The organism is Nocardioides sambongensis (assembly GCF_006494815.1).
Lineage (GTDB): Bacteria > Actinomycetota > Actinomycetes > Propionibacteriales > Nocardioidaceae > Nocardioides > Nocardioides sambongensis.
Genome location: NZ_CP041091.1, coordinates 356139 through 371240 on the forward strand (window position 1 = coordinate 356139; position 15102 = coordinate 371240).

Sequence of the window (15102 nt, forward strand, 5' to 3'; positions counted from 1 at the left end):
TTGGGAGACACGACGTGGACCTGTCGGCCGAAACCCGCACGACACGCCGATGCGCCCCGGCGTGTCGTGCGGGTTTCACCGGCTGACCGGTGAAACCCGCACCCCGCTCAGCGCAGCGGCCGCCGCCCGAGCGAGGCCACCACGTCGTCGTACCGCTCGGGCGAGCCGGTGGCGAGCAGGCCGCCGGACAGCCGGCGCGGCTGCCACGGCGCGCCGTCGAGACGACCGATCCGGCCGCCGGCCTCGGTCAGGATCAGGCCCCCGGGCAGGTGGTCCCACGGCATGCTGCGGTTGTAGAGCAGGGCTGCGGCGTCCCCGGCGATCAGGTGCGGGTAGTCGACCCCGCAGCAGGCCCAGGAGATCTCCAGGGTGCCGAGCCCGTCGAGCTCCTGGCCGCGCCACCCCCACCGCGCGGTCCGGTATGGCGCGGTGCCGGACCCGTCGACCACCAGGGGCTCCCCGTTCCGCCGTGCACCGGCGCCGCGCTCGGCGACGTACGACGCCTCGTGCTGCGGCTGCCAGATCCAGCCGCGGGTGACCTCGCCGGCGCGCACCTCGGCGACCATCACGGCGTGGTCCGGCGACCCGTTCACGAAGTTCTTCGTGCCGTCGACGGGGTCCACGGTGAATGCGTGGTCAGCGGTGGCGAAGGCCTCGAGCAGGGTCGGGTCCGCGGCCATCGCCTCCTCGCCGAGGATCAGCGCCTCGGGATAGGCACGGCTCAGCGCGGCCGTGATCCGGGCCTCGGACTCGTGGTCGGCGACGGTGACCAGGTCGCCGGGGTTCTTCTCGCTGACCTGGTCGTCGTCGAGGGACCGGAAGCGCGGGGTGATCACCTCGGCGGCCACGTCCTGCAGGAGCTCGAGCACGGCGTCGGTGTCCACACGGCAACGCTACTCACCCGCCCGGAGCCGCGACGCCCAGGGGCGGATGCGCCCGCGGGCCGGCGGGCGGGAGAGCGGTGAGTAGGGTGTCCGCCGTGCGGGTGCAGGCGGTGGTGGTGACCTTCAACAGGCTGCCGTTGCTGCGGCGGCTGCTGACCCGGCTGGCCGCGCTGGAGCGGCTCGACGCCGTGCTGGTCGTGGACAACGCCTCCACCGACGGCACCGGCGCCTGGCTCGAGGAGCACGCCGCCGGTCTCGGCGTCCGGCACCGCACCCTGACAGAGAACACCGGTGGCGCCGGCGGCTTCCACACCGGGCTGGCCTGGGTGATGGAGGACGGCGCCGACCTGGCCTGGCTGATGGACGACGACGGGCTGCCGGAGCCGGACTGCCTGGACCTGCTGCTGGCCCGCGTCGAGCGGGACGGCCTGGACTTCTGCGGACCGGCCGTGGTCGCCGAGCAGGACCCGGACCGGCTCTGCTTCCCGATCCGCCTGCCCGGCGGCACCCGGGTGGTGCACGAGATCGGCGCGGTCACCGCGGCCGCGCGCGACGGCCTGATCGATGACGTGGTGATCCCGTTCAACGGGGTGCTGGTCACCCGTGATCTGGTGCGGCGGATCGGCCTGCCGCGCGAGGAGTTCTTCATCTGGGGCGACGACGTGGAGTACCTCTGGCGCGCCCAGCGCGCCGGTGCCCGGATCGCGACCGTGGCCGCTGCCCGGTTCGCCCACCCCGCGACCGACGACCTCGGCACGCCGATGATGTTCGGGCGCACCACCTACAACCACACCGACTCCGACCTCAAGCACTACTGCATGGCCCGCAACAACGTGCTCAACCTGCGCGACTACCGCGGGTGGCCGTTCGTGCTGATGTTCTGGGTCAAGACGGTCTGGTTCTACCTCGTCACCCGGCCGCGCCCGGCCCGCATCGTGCTGAGCGCCCGGGCCGGCCTGGCCGGGCTGCGGGGCGACTTCACCGGACACCGGAGGTACCTGCGTTGAGTGCTGCACCGTCGCGACCCGGCGCGGCCGAGAGGGTCGCGGTCGTGGTCGTCACCTTCAACCGCGCCGACCTGCTCGCCGGGATGCTGGACGGGCTGGCCGGGCTGGACCGCCCGGCCGACGCGGTCTTCGTGGTCGACAACGCCAGCACCGACCACACCGCCGCGGTGCTCGAGGCGTCCACCCTGCCCGGTCTGGTGACCATCCGCTCCGCGGAGAACGTCGGCGGCGCCGGTGGGTTCCACCTGGGGCTGCGCACCGCCTACGAGCGCGGCTACGACGTGATGTGGCTGATGGACGACGACGTGGTCCCCGCTCCGGACTGCCTCTCCCGGCTGCTCGAGGTCGACGGCTCCTGCCTGATCGCGGTGCGCGAGGACCGCGCCGGCGCCCTGGTGGAGAAGGCGGCCACCCGTTTCGACCTGCGCACCCCGTGGGCGATCCGGCCCAAGACCGGGACGGTCGAGTCCGACTACCGGACCCGGGCGGCGATGCCGGCCACGGTGGAGGTGGAGAACGCCGCCTTCGAGGGCTTCCTGGTCCGCCGGGAGGTGGTGGAGCGGATCGGCTTCCCCGACCCGACGTTCTTCATCTTCTACGACGACGTGGACTACGTGGTGCGCGCCCGCCGCGCGGGCTTCGCCGTGCGCGCGGTCCGCGACGCGGTGCTGGTCCGCCAGCTCGACTTCGACCAGCAGCACGACCTGGCCGGCTGGAAGGGCTACTACATGTACCGCAACCTCTTCGCGGTGCACTTCCGGTACGGCGAGAACCCGCTGGTGCGGCTCAAGCCCTGGCTGATCGCGCTGGTGGTGGTCCTGCTCAGCCCGGTGCGCGGCGGACGCGCGGAGGCGGGCAACGTCATCCGGGCGGTGCGTGATGCCCGCCGGATGCGCCGGCCGGATCCGTCGACCCGGCCGCTGCCGGCGTCTCCCGCGGCCTGACCAGCCGCACCCGCCATCCCACCCGGTTGCCGGTGGCCAGCCCCGACACCCAGACCGCGAACGCGCCGAGCGCGGCCCCGCCGAGCACGTCGACGGCGAAGTGCCAGCCGAGGTAGACGGTGGCCAGGATGGTCAGCGCGAGGAAGACCCAGCCGGCCCGGTCCACCCACGCCGGCAGGCCGAGCAGTCGCACCAGCAGGCAGATGCTGACCATGATGCCGACGTGCAGCGAGGCGAACGCCGCGATCGTCTGCAGGGTGCCGGCTCCCCACGGGTCGGCCATCACCGCGAGCCGGTCCGCCCACATGTCGTCCTGCAGGGTGGTCACGTAGGTGTGCGGCAGGTCGGCGAACTGGCCGGGGTCGGAGTAGATCGGCCCGACGGTCGGCACCAGCAGGTAGACGACGGCGCCGAGGAACCAGTCGACCGCGATCGCGGTGACGTACCAGGCGCCCGCGCTGGTGTGCCGGGTCCAGACCAGCGCCACCGCGATCGAGACCGGGACCAGCACGATCCAGGCGATGTAGACCAGGGAGAAGAGGTGGGCGGCCAGTCCGGTGCCGAACCAGGCGTGCAGGGTGCCCGCCGGGTCGTGTCCGGCGAAGAGGAACTGGTCGACGGTGGAGAGCGACTCGTCCCACTCGCGGGTGTTGGCGAACGGCGCCATGCTCTTGACGTTGCGGAACGCCGCGTAGGTCAGGTACCAGGCCAGGACGCCGTTGATCGCGAACCACCACTGGGCCGCCGGCCACCGCTCCCGCATCACCTCACGGGTGATCGGGCCGAGCCCGGTCGGCCCGCTGCGTCGTACCCGTGCCCGATGCACGATCCGGGGCACCACGTCGACCGCGAGCGCGGCGAGGACGATCAGGGGCATGCGCAGATAGGCCGGCATGGCCACGCCGTCGGGATCGAGGATCGGGAGATCCAGCGTGACGGCCATCACGACCATCACCGCCGCGAGCACCAGGCCGCAACCCCAGGCGAGCGCGAACATGCGGGCTGATCGGCGGAAAGCCAACCAGGTGTTCACCCGCAGCAGGGTAATAGGCAAATCCGACATCGTGGGCGCAGCCTCGCTGCGGAAAGGGATCCTGGGCCCGGATCATCTAGACTCGCCGCTCGTGTCGACCCCTGAGAATCTCCCTGACCTGCTGGTCGTCGGTTCCGGCCTCTTCGGCCTCACGATCGCCGAACGGTGCGCCACCGAGCTGGACCTCAAGGTGCTGGTGCTGGAGCGCCGCTCGCACCTGGGCGGCAACGCCTACTCCGAGGTCAACGAGGAGACCGGGGTGGAGGTGCACAAGTACGGCGCCCACCTCTTCCACACCTCCAACGAGCGGGTCTGGGAGTACGTCAACCGGTTCACCTCGTTCACGAACTACCAGCACCGGGTCTTCGCCAAGTACCAGGGCCAGGTCTACTCGTTCCCGATGAACCTGGGGCTGATCAACCAGTTCTTCGGCAAGGCGCACACCCCCGACGAGGCCCGCGCGCTGATCGCCGAGCAGTCCAGCGAGATCGCCACCGAGGACGCCACCAACCTCGAGGAGAAGGCGGTCAGCCTGATCGGCCGGCCGCTCTACGAGGCGTTCGTCAAGGGCTACACCGCCAAGCAGTGGCAGACCGACCCCACGGAGCTGAGCGCGGACATCATCACCCGGCTCCCGGTCCGCTACACCTACGACAACCGCTACTTCAACGACACCTACGAGGGCCTCCCGGTCGAGGGCTACACGGCCTGGCTGACCCGGATGGCCGACCACCCCAACATCGAGGTGCGTACCGACGTCGACTTCTTCGACGTCGCCGAGGAGTTCAAGGGGAAGGTCCCGATCGTCTACACCGGCCCGGTCGACGAGTACTTCGGCAACGCCGAGGGGCGCCTGTCGTGGCGTACCGTCGACCTCGAGGAGAGCGTCGTGGACGTCGACGACTACCAGGGCACCTCCGTGGTCAACGCCAACGACGCCGACCTGCCCTACACCCGGGTGCTGGAGTTCAAGCACTTCCACCCCGAGCGGACCAAGACGCACTTGCCCGGCAAGAGCATCATCGTCCATGAGTACAGCCGCTTCGCCGAGGACGACGACGAGCCGTACTACCCGATCAACACCGCCGAGGACCGCGCCAAGCTGCTGAAGTACCGCGAGCGCGCGAAGAAGGAGCCCATGGTGCTCTTCGGCGGCCGCCTCGGCACCTACAAGTACCTCGACATGCACATGGCCATCGGGTCGGCCCTGTCGATGTTCGACAACAAGCTGGTACCGCACTTCCGCGACGGCAAGCCGCTGGAGAGCGGGGGAGAGGACGCATGACCATCACCCACACCCAGACCGCGGACGCCGCGGCCACCTCGCCGGGCCACGAGCGGCTGCTGCTGATGCGGCAGATCATGCCGGCGGACCGCGACACCGACGTGATCCGCCTGTACGTCGACCCCGACCCGGCCGCGCTGGACGCCGACAAGTTCGACATCGGCACCTCGAAGGCCTCCCACGAGGCGGCCGCGATGGCCTCGCGCCTGCAGAACGCGACCAAGGGCGCCCGCACCGTGCACCCGGACCAGATCGTCTCGCGCACCGCCTTCCGGGTCGAGCACGGCGACACGATGTCGTTCGGCAGCTACTTCAACGCCTTCCCGGCCTCCTACTGGCGCCGGCACACCATCGTCGACGAGGTGCGGCTCACCGTGCGCCTCGAGGGCGAGGGAGCCAGCGTGATCGTCTACCGGTCGATGGCCAACGGGCGCTCCCAGCGCGTCGACTCCGGCACCGTGGACGGCAGCGCCGGCGAGTTCTCCTTCGACCTCCCGCTGAAGCCGTTCACCGACGGCGGCTGGTACTGGTACGACGTGGTCGCCGCCGACGAGGACGCCACCGTCACCTCGGCCGAGTGGACCGCCGAGGTGCCCGCGGACCGGGCCCGGCGCGGCACGGTGACCATCGGCATCACCACGATGAACCGCCAGGACTTCTGCGCGAAGCTGCTCGGCCAGCTCGGCAACTCCGCCCGGCTCGCCGAGATCCTCGATCAGGTGCTGGTGATGGAGCAGGGCACCAAGCTGGTCAAGGACTCGGAGTTCTTCGACGAGGCGGCCGAGGCGCTGGGCGACCGGCTGCGGGTCATCGAGCAGGGCAACATCGGTGGGTCGGGCGGCTTCGCCCGGGCACAGTACGAGGGCCTCAAGGCCGACCGGTCGACGTACGTGATGATGCTGGACGACGACGTCGAGTGCGAGACCGAGGGCATCGTCCGGGCCGCCACCTTCGGCGACCTGTGCCGCAAGACCACCATCGTCGGCGGTCACATGTTCAGCATCTACGACAAGGCGCAGCTGCACAGCTTCGGCGAGCGCGTCTCGCCGTACACCTTCTGGTGGGGCTCGGCGCCCGGCGTCTTCCCCGGCTGGAACCTGGGCGAGCGCAACATCCGCTCCACCCGCTGGCTGCACGCCCGGATCGACGTGGACTACAACCCGTGGTTCATGTGCCTGATCCCGTCCGAGGTGCTGCGGGAGATCGGTCTCTCGCTGCCGCTCTTCATCAAGTGGGACGACTCCGAGTACGGACTGCGGGCCAAGGACGCCGGCTTCCCGACCGTCAGCCTCCCCGGTGCCGCGGTGTGGCACGTGCCGTGGACGGACAAGAACGACGCGCTGGACTGGCAGTCCTACTTCCACGTCCGCAACCGGTTCATCGCCGCGCTGCTGCACTCCAAGTACCCGCGTGGCGGCCGGATGGTCCAGGAGAGCTTCAACCACCAGATCAAGCACCTGGTGTCGATGCAGTACTCCACCGTCGCGCTGCGCCACAAGGCGCTGGTCGACGTGCTCGCCGGTCCCGGTGTGCTGCACGAGCAGCTGGGCAGCACCCTGCCCGAGCTCAAGCAGCTGGTGAAGGGCTACGCCGACGCCGACCTGATCTCCGACCCCGATGCCCTGCCCGAGGTGAAGCGGCACAAGCTGCCCCGCAAGGGCCGCGAGCCCTCCCCGGTGATCTCGGGCCGCGCCGCCAGCGTGCAGGCGCTGCTGCAGCCGCTGCGCCAGGTCCGCCGGCCGCGGGATCAGTCGCGGACCAACCCGGAGGCCGAGATCATGGCCCAGGACGCCCGGTGGCACAAGATCGCCCGCTACGACTCTGCGCTGGTCTCTCTGCCCGACGGCACCGCGACCGCGTTCTACCGCCGCGACCGCGCCACCTTCTTCGCGAAGATGAAGGAGACGGTGGCGATCCACAAGGAGCTCGCCACCCGCTGGGACGAGCTGGCCGAGCAGTATCGCGCCGCGCTCGGGGACATCACCTCGCCCGAGACCTGGGAGAAGACGTTCGGCCCCTGGGTGGAGAGCGAGGGGCCCACGTCGGAGACGGTGGATGGCTGAGACCACGACCGTCGCCGAGGGCGGCGGGGCGCCGGCACATCGCGACCTGAGCGAGGTGCCGCTGGCCCCACCGTCGGCGAACAACGGTCTGCTCGCGGTCTTCCAGCGCCGCTACCTGCTCCGCCTGCTGGTACGCCGGGAGATCAACGCCCGCTACCAGGGCTCGTTCCTCGGGGTCCTGTGGTCCTACATCAACCCGCTCGCCCAGTTCTTCGTGTACTGGGCGGTGATCGGTGGGATCCTCAACCTCCACGACGACGTCGAGAACTTCGCGGTGCACATGTTCGCCGGCCTGGTGATCGTGCACTTCTTCACCGAGACGTTCTCCGCGGGCACCCGCTCGATCGTGCGGAACAAGTCGGTGGTGGTGAAGATGCCCCTGCCACGCGAGATGTTCCCGGTGGCGACGATGTTGGTCTCCCTCTGGCACACCATCCCGCAGATCATCGTGCTGGTGATCGCCTGCATGCTCTACGGCTGGACCCCCGACCCCGTCGGGATGGCGGCGGTCCTGATCGCCGTGGTGATGATCATGACGATCGGGACCTCGGTCGCGCTGGTGTTCAGCGTGGCGAACGTGTTCTTCCGCGACTTCGGCAACGTGGTCCAGGTGCTGCTGCTCTTCGTGCGGTTCGGCGTGCCGATGATCTACCCCTACACGATGGTCGAGGACCGGTTCGGCGAGCTGGCCCGGTTCTACCTGCTCAACCCGCTCGCGGACGCGGTGCTCCTCTTCCAGCGGGCCTTCTGGGTCGGCACCACGGAGGACCCGGAGGCCACCGCGGCGCACCACATCCCGGACAACATCCTGCTGATCGGCTGCGCCTGCGCCGCGGTCGGCGTGGTGATGCTGGTGCTCGCCCAGCTCATCTTCTCCAAGCTGGAGAACAAGATCCCGGAGCGGCTCTGAGATGACGACCTCGATCCAGCTGACCAACGTCACCAAGAACTTCACGCTGCGCTACCACCGCACGTTCAAGGAGATCACGGTCGCGATGGCGCGCGGTCACAAGACCAGCGACACCTTCCGTGCCGTCGACGACGTCTCCTTCACCGTGGAGCAGGGCGAGTCGATCGGGCTGATGGGTCTCAACGGCTCGGGCAAGTCGACGCTGCTGAAGATGATCTCCGGGGTGATGCGGCCGGACTCGGGCGAGGTGCTCACCCGCGGCCGGATCGCCGGACTGATCGCCACCGGCGCCGGGTTCCACCCGCAGCTGACCGGCCGGGAGAACCTGATCCTCAACGCCGCGATCCTCGGCATGTCGGAGCGGGAGACGCGTCGCAAGTTCGACGAGATCGTGGAGTTCTCGGGGCTGGAGAAGAAGCTCGACACCCAGGTCGGCCACTACTCCTCGGGCCAGAACGCCCGCCTCGGCTTCGCGATCGCGATCCACGTCGACTCCGACATCTTCCTCGCCGACGAGGCGCTGGCGGTCGGTGACCGTCCGTTCCGCCGCAAGTGCCTGGAGAAGATGCAGGAGGTCCGCGACGGCGGCCGCACCCTCTTCTACGTCAGCCACTCCACCGGCTCGGTGCGCAAGATGTGCGACCGCGTGGTGGTGCTGGAGGAGGGCCGGGTCGGCTTCGACGGCGACGTCAAGGACGGCATCAAGTACCTCAAGTACGACGACGACCTCCCCACCGACGAGGACGAGGAGATGGCGGCCGACATCTGAGGTCGCCCCGACCCCCAGCGGGACGGCCGCGGTCAGCGGCGGCGGTCAGCGGCGGCGCAGCCAGCGGTAGCCGCGCAGCGCGGTCCGTCCCGGCGCGCTGCGCTCCATCCCGCGCACGGCCTTCTCCCGGGCCTTGTACGTCGGGCGCAGGTAGGCCCGTTCGAGCGCCTGGCGGGTCTCGTTCAGCTCGTGGTGCAGCCGGTCGATCTCGTGCCGGTTGCCGGTGCACTCCAGGAGCAGCCGGCCGATCGCGTCGAGCGCGGCCTCGGCCACCTCGTCCTCGGCGGGATGGTCCGGGTCGGCCCACGTGGCCGGGTAGACGTGCGGGGAGCGCTCGACGCCGCGCAGGTCGTCGAGGTCACCGACCACGCGGTAGCCGCGCTCGGCGATGGCGCTCACCCAGGAGGCCTCCCGCTCCCGCACCCACGGGTGCAGGTCGGGGGGCAGTGAGAGGCGCGCGGTGTCGCGGCGCTGGGAGAGGGTCTGGTGGGCCAGCAGCTCGCGGACCAGGGGTCGGTAGTCCGGCGGCGCGAGGGTGGCGTTCATCGCCTGGTTGATCCGCCGGATCAGTGCCGTCTCGGGCACCCCGAGCGAGGGGTTGGACCGGTCGTTGCCCAGGTCGAGGTCGATGTCGGTGAGCCCGAAGGCGTCGATGAAGCGGTCCCACAGCAGACCGGGCTCCGATCCCGGCGGCGGCACGGTGATCACATGCACGTTCTCGGCGGGCAGGTCCCCGGCCCACCGCTCCAGGATGTCGGGGAGCTCCTGGACGCCCCAGAACCACGAGCCGATCCGCCCGTCCCGGTCCGGGTCGGTGATCTGGTCGAGGAAGGCGCGATAGCTCAGCGTGGCCCGGTGCTTCACGTTCTCCTGCCACTCGGCGGGGATCTGCCGGGTCAGGTCGCGCGCCGAGACCAGCACGTGGATCTCGGCACCCTCGTCGCGTCCCAGCGAGCAGAGCGCCCGCTCCACGTGCGCCCGTCCGGCCCGGGCGAGGATCTCGTGGCTGATCACCACGGTCTGCGGCGCCTCGGGGTCGGTGGCGGCCGCGGCGAGCCGGTCCCACGCGCCGATGGCCTCGTGCTCGAGGCCTCCCCAGGGCAGTCGCATCAGGTCGAGCGCGGCCAGGAAGTGCGCGTCGAAGCGGTCCGCCGGATAGGCGATGCCGGACTCGGCCAACCGCTCCTGGTTGCGGAACAGCACGTCCTGCAGATACGACGTCCCGGTCTTGGGGGTCCCCACGTGGAGGAGGATCCGGCGGGTCACCAGGCACCGTCCTTGGTCTCGAGCAGCAGGTCCATCGCCAGCCGGAGCGTCGAGACCTCACTGCTCGCCGACCGAGCCGGCGGGGCGGTGGGCGGGACGAGCAGCTCCAGACGGCCGCGCACAGGGTAGCCCGCCCGCTGCAGCGCCGTGACGCTGCGTTCGGCGTGGTCGCGCAGCTGCTCGGCCCACGGTGCGGGCACCACGGCCGGTCCCGCGGCGCCGGCCACCTGGCGGAGCCGGGGCAGCAGCCGGTGGGCGAGCAGGGCGGTCCGCTCGGCGTCGGTGACCAGCACGCCGAGCGGCCGGCCGACCTGACGCGCGAGGTCGATCGAGGGCACGTGCACCGGCGGCAGCCCGCCGCCGCCGATCAGGTCGGGGAGGTGCCCGGCACCGAAGGAGAGCGTCACGCGCTCGCTGCCCACCCGCTCGGCGCTGCGGGCGGCCATCGCCACCACGTCCAGCGAGCGCGGCAGCCTCTCGGCGGTGACCCGCGCCCGTAGCCACTCCTCCAGCCCGAGTACCCCGCCCCGGACCGCGCGGGTCGCCCAGGCGTGGACGGCCAGGGTGGGCAGGTCGGCCAACGCGATGTCGACCCGGGACGGATCGACCCGTGCCGGCGCCCGGTGCAGGAGCACCCAGCCGTCACCGTCCCAGACCGGGCCGGGGCGCAGTCGCCCGGCGATGCGCCGGTGCAGCGGGCGTCGTACCGGGGGGAGGGGGCCAGCGGGGCGAGGGACTCCGCGAGCAGTCCCGTGGCGACCGCCAGCAGGTCGCGCTCGGGCAGCCTCTCCGGTACGACGGGCGCCGGCCCGAAGGCCGACGCTGCCGCTCCCGACAGCGGTAGGTCGGGCCGGCCACGGTCGGGGATGCCGGCGCGGAGCACCCGTCCGGCCAGGTCCGGGCCGACGGCGCGGCCCGACGCGGCGGCGACGACGTTGAGGCGGCGGAGCAGCTCGAGCTGCTGCGCGCCGGGCAGGTAGTGGGGGCGGGCGGACCCGGAGCCGCCCGCCCAGCCGGCGGAGCGCGGCCCGGTGCCGGACCCGGTCGCGGAGTCGTGCGCGGCCCGCCACTCGGTCCAGGTCGCGGTGGACCCGGCGCTCAGCTCCTCGACCCACCCGGCCACCAGCGCGACTGGCCGGGCCGACGCGGTGACGGGGGCGGCGCAGTGGGCTGGCTCACCGGTTGCGGGGGGAGTCGGGGACACCCCGACAGGCTATGGTGTCGAGGAGGTTCCGCAGGTAGGGGCGCCTGTTCCGCGGCGGCCCCGACGGCGGGACCTTCCAGTCCGCACGACGTCCCGACGGGGCATGAACAGCCGAGGTCAGGTGCCCGAGAGCAGCGATCAGCCGTGGAGCGAGACGCCCACGGTCGTGCTCCACATCGGAGCGATGAAGACAGGCACCACCTACCTCCAGGGGAAGGCCTACGCCAACCAGGACGCACTGAGCGGCCTGGGCGTCGAGCTGGCCGGCGACGCCTGGGTGGACCAGGTCGCCGCGGTGCAGGAGATCGTCGGCATGGGCCGTCGGGACCCGGTGTTGCGCGAGCGCAACCGGGGCGCCTGGGAGCGGATGGCCCGCGCGGCGGGACGCGGTGGGGCCGACGTCACCCTCCTGTCGATGGAGTTCCTCGCCTTCGCCGACCGCCGTGAGGCGGCCCGGGCGGTGGCGCCCTTCACCGACCGCGACGTCCGGGTGGTGATCACCGTGCGCGACACCGCCGCCGTGATCCCGGCGCTGTGGCAGACCTCGGTCACCAGCGGCGGTACGACGACGTGGCCGGTGTTCCGTCGGATGATCCGGGTCAGCGGCCGGGGCCGTGGCCGGGTCGGGCGGCTCCTCGCCGAGCTGCGGATCGGTACGCCGACCCGCTTCCGCGAGGCGATCGACATCCCGCGGATGCTGCGGATCTGGACCGGCGTGCTCGCGCCGGAGAACGTGCACGTGGTGGTGGTGCCGCGGCCGGGCGCCCCGCGCAGCCGGCTGTGGAACGACTGGTGCGACTCCTTCGGTGTGGACGGCGACCGGTTGACCGCGGAGCCGCGGGACGCCAACGAGTCCCTCGGCTTCCCCTCCGCCGAGCTGGTGCGCCGGGTGAACGCGGCGCGCGGCTCGGCCAACATCCGCGACCAGAATGTGGTGAAGAACGAGCTCGGCCTGCGCACGCTGGGGCCGCGGCGACGGCGTGAGCGGCGTGCGCTGCTGGACCGCGCGACGTTCCGGGCGGCGCTGGCCTGGAACGGGGTGATCCGGCGCTCGATCGAGGAGAGCGGGGTCGTGGTGCACGGCGATCTCGAGGACCTCCCGGTCACCTCCGCGGAGTCGGGCGTGCCGGTCGAGGACGCCCACGAGCCGCCCACCGCCGACGAGCTGCTCGCCGCGGCCCGGCGCGGGTCGCGCGGTCTGCGCCGGATCGTCCGGCAGCGCAGCCGGCGCACGTTCCGCGGCCGCAAGCGCCGCCGGCGGTTCATGCGGCGGCTGCGCGTCCGGCTGACCGGTCCTCAGGCTTGGCGGCAGGAGGCCGACCCGGTGGATGCGGCCGTCGCCGACCTGGTGGTCCTCACCGAGGCCCTGGTCCGGCTGCGCCGCAAGCGTGAGCGTCAGCGCGCCCGCCGCGCGCGCTGAGGTCCGAGCCCGATCGCCGGAGGCCGATTTCTGGGAATCGTCGGCGTGTCGGATTGAAATTACATCTTTGTAGTTACTCAGTTTCTCTTCCCAGCGGCTGTGGCTGATGTGAAAGTTGCTTCTCGTGTGAATCCTTCCCCTCACACGATGGAGCAGATCTCGCATGTCACATTTCTCCCTGGACGAGGCTCGGCGCAGCCGGTTCGTCACCGTGTGCCAGCACTTCCTCGCCCTGGCCGTCATCCTCGCTCTGCTGACGCCCGCCGCCCGGACGGTGACCATGGACGTGCGACCCGTCCCGGCCGGCGACCCGGGCCGCGCGAGCGCCGCTGACGGCGCCGGCGTCGCCCTGCGCGCGGCCCGCACCAACGCGGTGGTGCCGACCTCCACCGTCGACCCCGAGGTCGAGGAGTACCCGCTGACCGCTCCGGCGGGGGCGCGGCTCGCGCCCGGCGCGATGAAGGCACAGGCGCGCACCGTGGCCGGTGGTGGCGAGCGGATCGTCACCGACGCGCTGCCGGTCGACGGCTACGGCACCGTCGGCGTCACCTGGGCGGCGGGCACCGACGTCGAGGACGACGCCATCTCGGTCCGGGCCCGCACCCGCACCGGTGACACCTGGTCGACATGGACCGAGGTCGAGTACCACGACGAGCACGGTCCCGACCCGGACAGCGCCGAGGGACAGCACGCCAGGCCGGGCACCGACGCTCTTCTGATCGGCACCGTGGACGACGTGCAGGTGCGGGTCGACAGCGACGTCGCCGCGCCGTCCGACATGAAGCTCGCGGTGATCGACCCCGGCACCACGTCGATGGCCCGCCAGGCGGCGGCCATCGACACCGCCGAGCTCGACGGCCCGGCCGGCGGCGAGACCCGCGAGGCGTCGTACCGGGTGGAGGTGGACGGGGAGCCGGAGACGCTGAGCCTGGCGGCCGGCGACCCCACCCCGAAGCCGAAGATCTTCTCCCGCCAGCAGTGGGGCGCCGACGAGCGCCTGCGGGACCGCTCCTCGCTGCGCTACTACGAGGTGCACGCGGGCTTCGTCCACCACACGGTCAACGCCAACGACTACACCCGGGCCCAGGTGCCCGGCATCATCCGCGGGATCTACGCCTACCACACCCGCTCGCGGGGGTGGAGCGACATCGGCTACAACTTCCTGGTCGACAAGTTCGGTCGGGTGTGGGAGGGCCGCTACGGCGGCGTCGACCGCCCCGTGGTCGGCGCGCACACGCTCGGCTACAACGACGACGCGTTCGCGATGTCGGCGATCGGCAACTTCGAGACCGCCCGCCCGTCCTCGGCGATGGTGCAGGCCTACGGCCGGCTCTTCGCCTGGAAGCTCTCCCTGCACGGCGTCTCGGCCGGCTCCAGCCGGCAGGGGGTGGCCGGACGCACCTTCGCCGCGATCAACGGGCACCGCGACGCCGGCTCCACCGCCTGCCCGGGCCGCTACCTCTACGCCAAGATCGGCCGGATCCGGGCGATCGCCGCGGAGACCCAGACCGGCTGGGAGAGCCGGGACCTCGACTCGGACCTGGTCCGCGGACCGGCGCCCGACCTGATCCTGCGCCGCAAGTCCGACGGCAAGGCGTTCACGATGACGGTGCAGCGCACCAAGTCCGGCACCGTGCGGTTGAGCCGGGCCCGGCCCGCGGCGATCGACCTGACCGGCGCGGTCAAGGCGTTCACCGCCGGGGACTGGGACCGGGACGGGGTCGGCGACATCGTCGTCCGCAAGCGCGCCGACATGCAGCGGCTCTACCTCTACCGGGGCCTGGGCCGGGGCAAGTACGCGGCGCCGACCGTGCTCACCCAGGGCTTCGCCGGGATGCGGATGGTCTCCATCGCCGGCGACGTGACCGGCGACGGCTATCCCGACGTGCTGGCGCAGCCGAACGGCGGCGACATGATGATCTACCCCGGTCGTGGGACGGCGGGACTGGGTCGCGGCTTCGTGGCCCACTCCGCCGTCGCCGGGTCGCACAACATCGCCATCGGGCGCTGGGACGGGGACGGTGCTCCGGACGCGCTGGTGCGCAAGAAGTCCCGGCTCACGTTGTGGCGCGGCAACGGTCCGGGCGGCTGGACCGGCAGCCAGTCGATGGGGCTGAACGTGAGCTCCTACAACTGGCTGATCGGGATCGCCTCGGCCGACGCCGACACCCACAGCGACCTGCTGGCACGCACTCGGGGCAGCGGTGACGTCTGGCTGCTGCCGGGCACCGCGCGCGGTTTCCGGGACCGGGTGCGGATCGGCAACCTGGCCGCCTACGACCTGGCCGGGTGAGGGACCGATCCGGTGATGGACCCA

Annotated in this window: 12 protein-coding genes; 8 read left to right on the forward strand and 4 right to left on the reverse strand. The window is 71.6% G+C overall.

Annotated elements, in window-relative coordinates; translation table 11 throughout:
- Positions 1 to 107: 107 nt before the first annotated feature.
- Complete coding sequence (locus FIV43_RS01690) at positions 108 to 884, reverse strand: inositol monophosphatase family protein (RefSeq protein WP_141012728.1); 777 nt, start codon at positions 882 to 884, stop codon at positions 108 to 110.
- A gap of 95 nt (positions 885 to 979) precedes the next feature.
- Here FIV43_RS01690 and FIV43_RS01695 point away from each other — a divergent pair, with 95 nt between their 5' ends.
- Positions 980 to 1891: a glycosyltransferase gene (locus FIV43_RS01695; protein WP_231123615.1), complete on the forward strand. Its 912-nt coding sequence runs from the start codon at positions 980 to 982 to the stop codon at positions 1889 to 1891.
- On the forward strand, positions 1888 to 2835 hold the full coding sequence (locus FIV43_RS01700) for a glycosyltransferase family 2 protein (RefSeq protein ID WP_141012730.1): 948 nt from the start codon (positions 1888 to 1890) through the stop codon (positions 2833 to 2835). Before FIV43_RS01695 ends, FIV43_RS01700 begins: the two co-directional genes overlap by 4 nt.
- On the opposite strand, the gene FIV43_RS01705 is transcribed toward FIV43_RS01700, so the two are convergent.
- Positions 2753 to 3868 (reverse strand): phosphatase PAP2 family protein, encoded by a 1116-nt coding sequence (locus tag FIV43_RS01705; RefSeq protein ID WP_231123616.1) that lies wholly within the window; start codon positions 3866 to 3868, stop codon positions 2753 to 2755. The genes FIV43_RS01700 and FIV43_RS01705 overlap by 83 nt on opposite strands.
- Before the next feature lie 91 nt (positions 3869 to 3959).
- On the opposite strand from FIV43_RS01705, the gene glf reads away from it, so the two are divergent.
- From glf to FIV43_RS01725, 4 genes are read left to right on the forward strand one after another with little or no spacing between them, the layout of a single operon-like run.
- The gene (gene glf / locus FIV43_RS01710) at positions 3960 to 5153 is read left to right on the forward strand and encodes a UDP-galactopyranose mutase (protein ID WP_231123617.1); all 1194 of its coding nucleotides are present in this window, start codon (positions 3960 to 3962) and stop codon (positions 5151 to 5153) included.
- Positions 5150 to 7216 carry a glycosyltransferase gene (locus FIV43_RS01715; RefSeq protein WP_141012732.1) on the forward strand — a complete coding sequence of 689 codons (2067 nt, stop codon included), beginning with the start codon at positions 5150 to 5152 and terminating at the stop codon, positions 7214 to 7216. Before glf ends, FIV43_RS01715 begins: the two co-directional genes overlap by 4 nt.
- Positions 7209 to 8126: an ABC transporter permease gene (locus FIV43_RS01720; protein ID WP_141012733.1), complete on the forward strand. Its 918-nt coding sequence runs from the start codon at positions 7209 to 7211 to the stop codon at positions 8124 to 8126. Before FIV43_RS01715 ends, FIV43_RS01720 begins: the two co-directional genes overlap by 8 nt.
- Position 8127: 1 nt before the next feature.
- Positions 8128 to 8895 carry an ABC transporter ATP-binding protein gene (locus FIV43_RS01725; RefSeq protein WP_141012734.1) on the forward strand — a complete coding sequence of 256 codons (768 nt, stop codon included), beginning with the start codon at positions 8128 to 8130 and terminating at the stop codon, positions 8893 to 8895.
- Between the two features lie 45 nt (positions 8896 to 8940).
- Here FIV43_RS01725 and FIV43_RS01730 read toward each other — a convergent pair whose 3' ends face one another.
- Positions 8941 to 10161 carry a hypothetical protein gene (locus tag FIV43_RS01730; protein ID WP_141012735.1) on the reverse strand — a complete coding sequence of 407 codons (1221 nt, stop codon included), beginning with the start codon at positions 10159 to 10161 and terminating at the stop codon, positions 8941 to 8943.
- Entirely contained in the window at positions 10158 to 10796 is a 639-nt protein-coding gene (locus FIV43_RS01735) for a hypothetical protein (RefSeq protein ID WP_141012736.1), read from the reverse strand. The genes FIV43_RS01730 and FIV43_RS01735 overlap by 4 nt, the downstream gene beginning before the upstream one ends.
- 753 nt (positions 10797 to 11549) lie before the next feature.
- On the opposite strand from FIV43_RS01735, the gene FIV43_RS20750 reads away from it, so the two are divergent.
- Both FIV43_RS20750 and FIV43_RS01745 read left to right on the forward strand, forming a co-directional pair.
- Positions 11550 to 12785, forward strand: a complete 1236-nt coding sequence (locus FIV43_RS20750; protein ID WP_181407645.1) for a hypothetical protein — start codon at positions 11550 to 11552, stop codon at positions 12783 to 12785.
- Positions 12786 to 12948: 163 nt separating this feature from the next.
- On the forward strand, positions 12949 to 15078 hold the full coding sequence (locus FIV43_RS01745; RefSeq protein ID WP_141012737.1) for an FG-GAP-like repeat-containing protein: 2130 nt from the start codon (positions 12949 to 12951) through the stop codon (positions 15076 to 15078).
- Positions 15079 to 15102: the final 24 nt, after the last annotated feature.

Excerpts from the sequence above, each read along its gene's own strand:
- FIV43_RS01720 (WP_141012733.1), top strand. The coding sequence starts at position 7,209 with ATGGCTGAGACCACGACCGTCGCCGAGGGCGGCGGGGCGCCGGCACAT.
- FIV43_RS01715 (WP_141012732.1), top strand. The coding sequence starts at position 5,150 with ATGACCATCACCCACACCCAGACCGCGGACGCCGCGGCCACCTCGCCG.
- FIV43_RS01725 (WP_141012734.1), top strand. The coding sequence starts at position 8,128 with ATGACGACCTCGATCCAGCTGACCAACGTCACCAAGAACTTCACGCTG.
- FIV43_RS20750 (WP_181407645.1), top strand. The coding sequence starts at position 11,550 with ATGAAGACAGGCACCACCTACCTCCAGGGGAAGGCCTACGCCAACCAG.
- FIV43_RS01745 (WP_141012737.1), top strand. The coding sequence starts at position 12,949 with ATGTCACATTTCTCCCTGGACGAGGCTCGGCGCAGCCGGTTCGTCACC.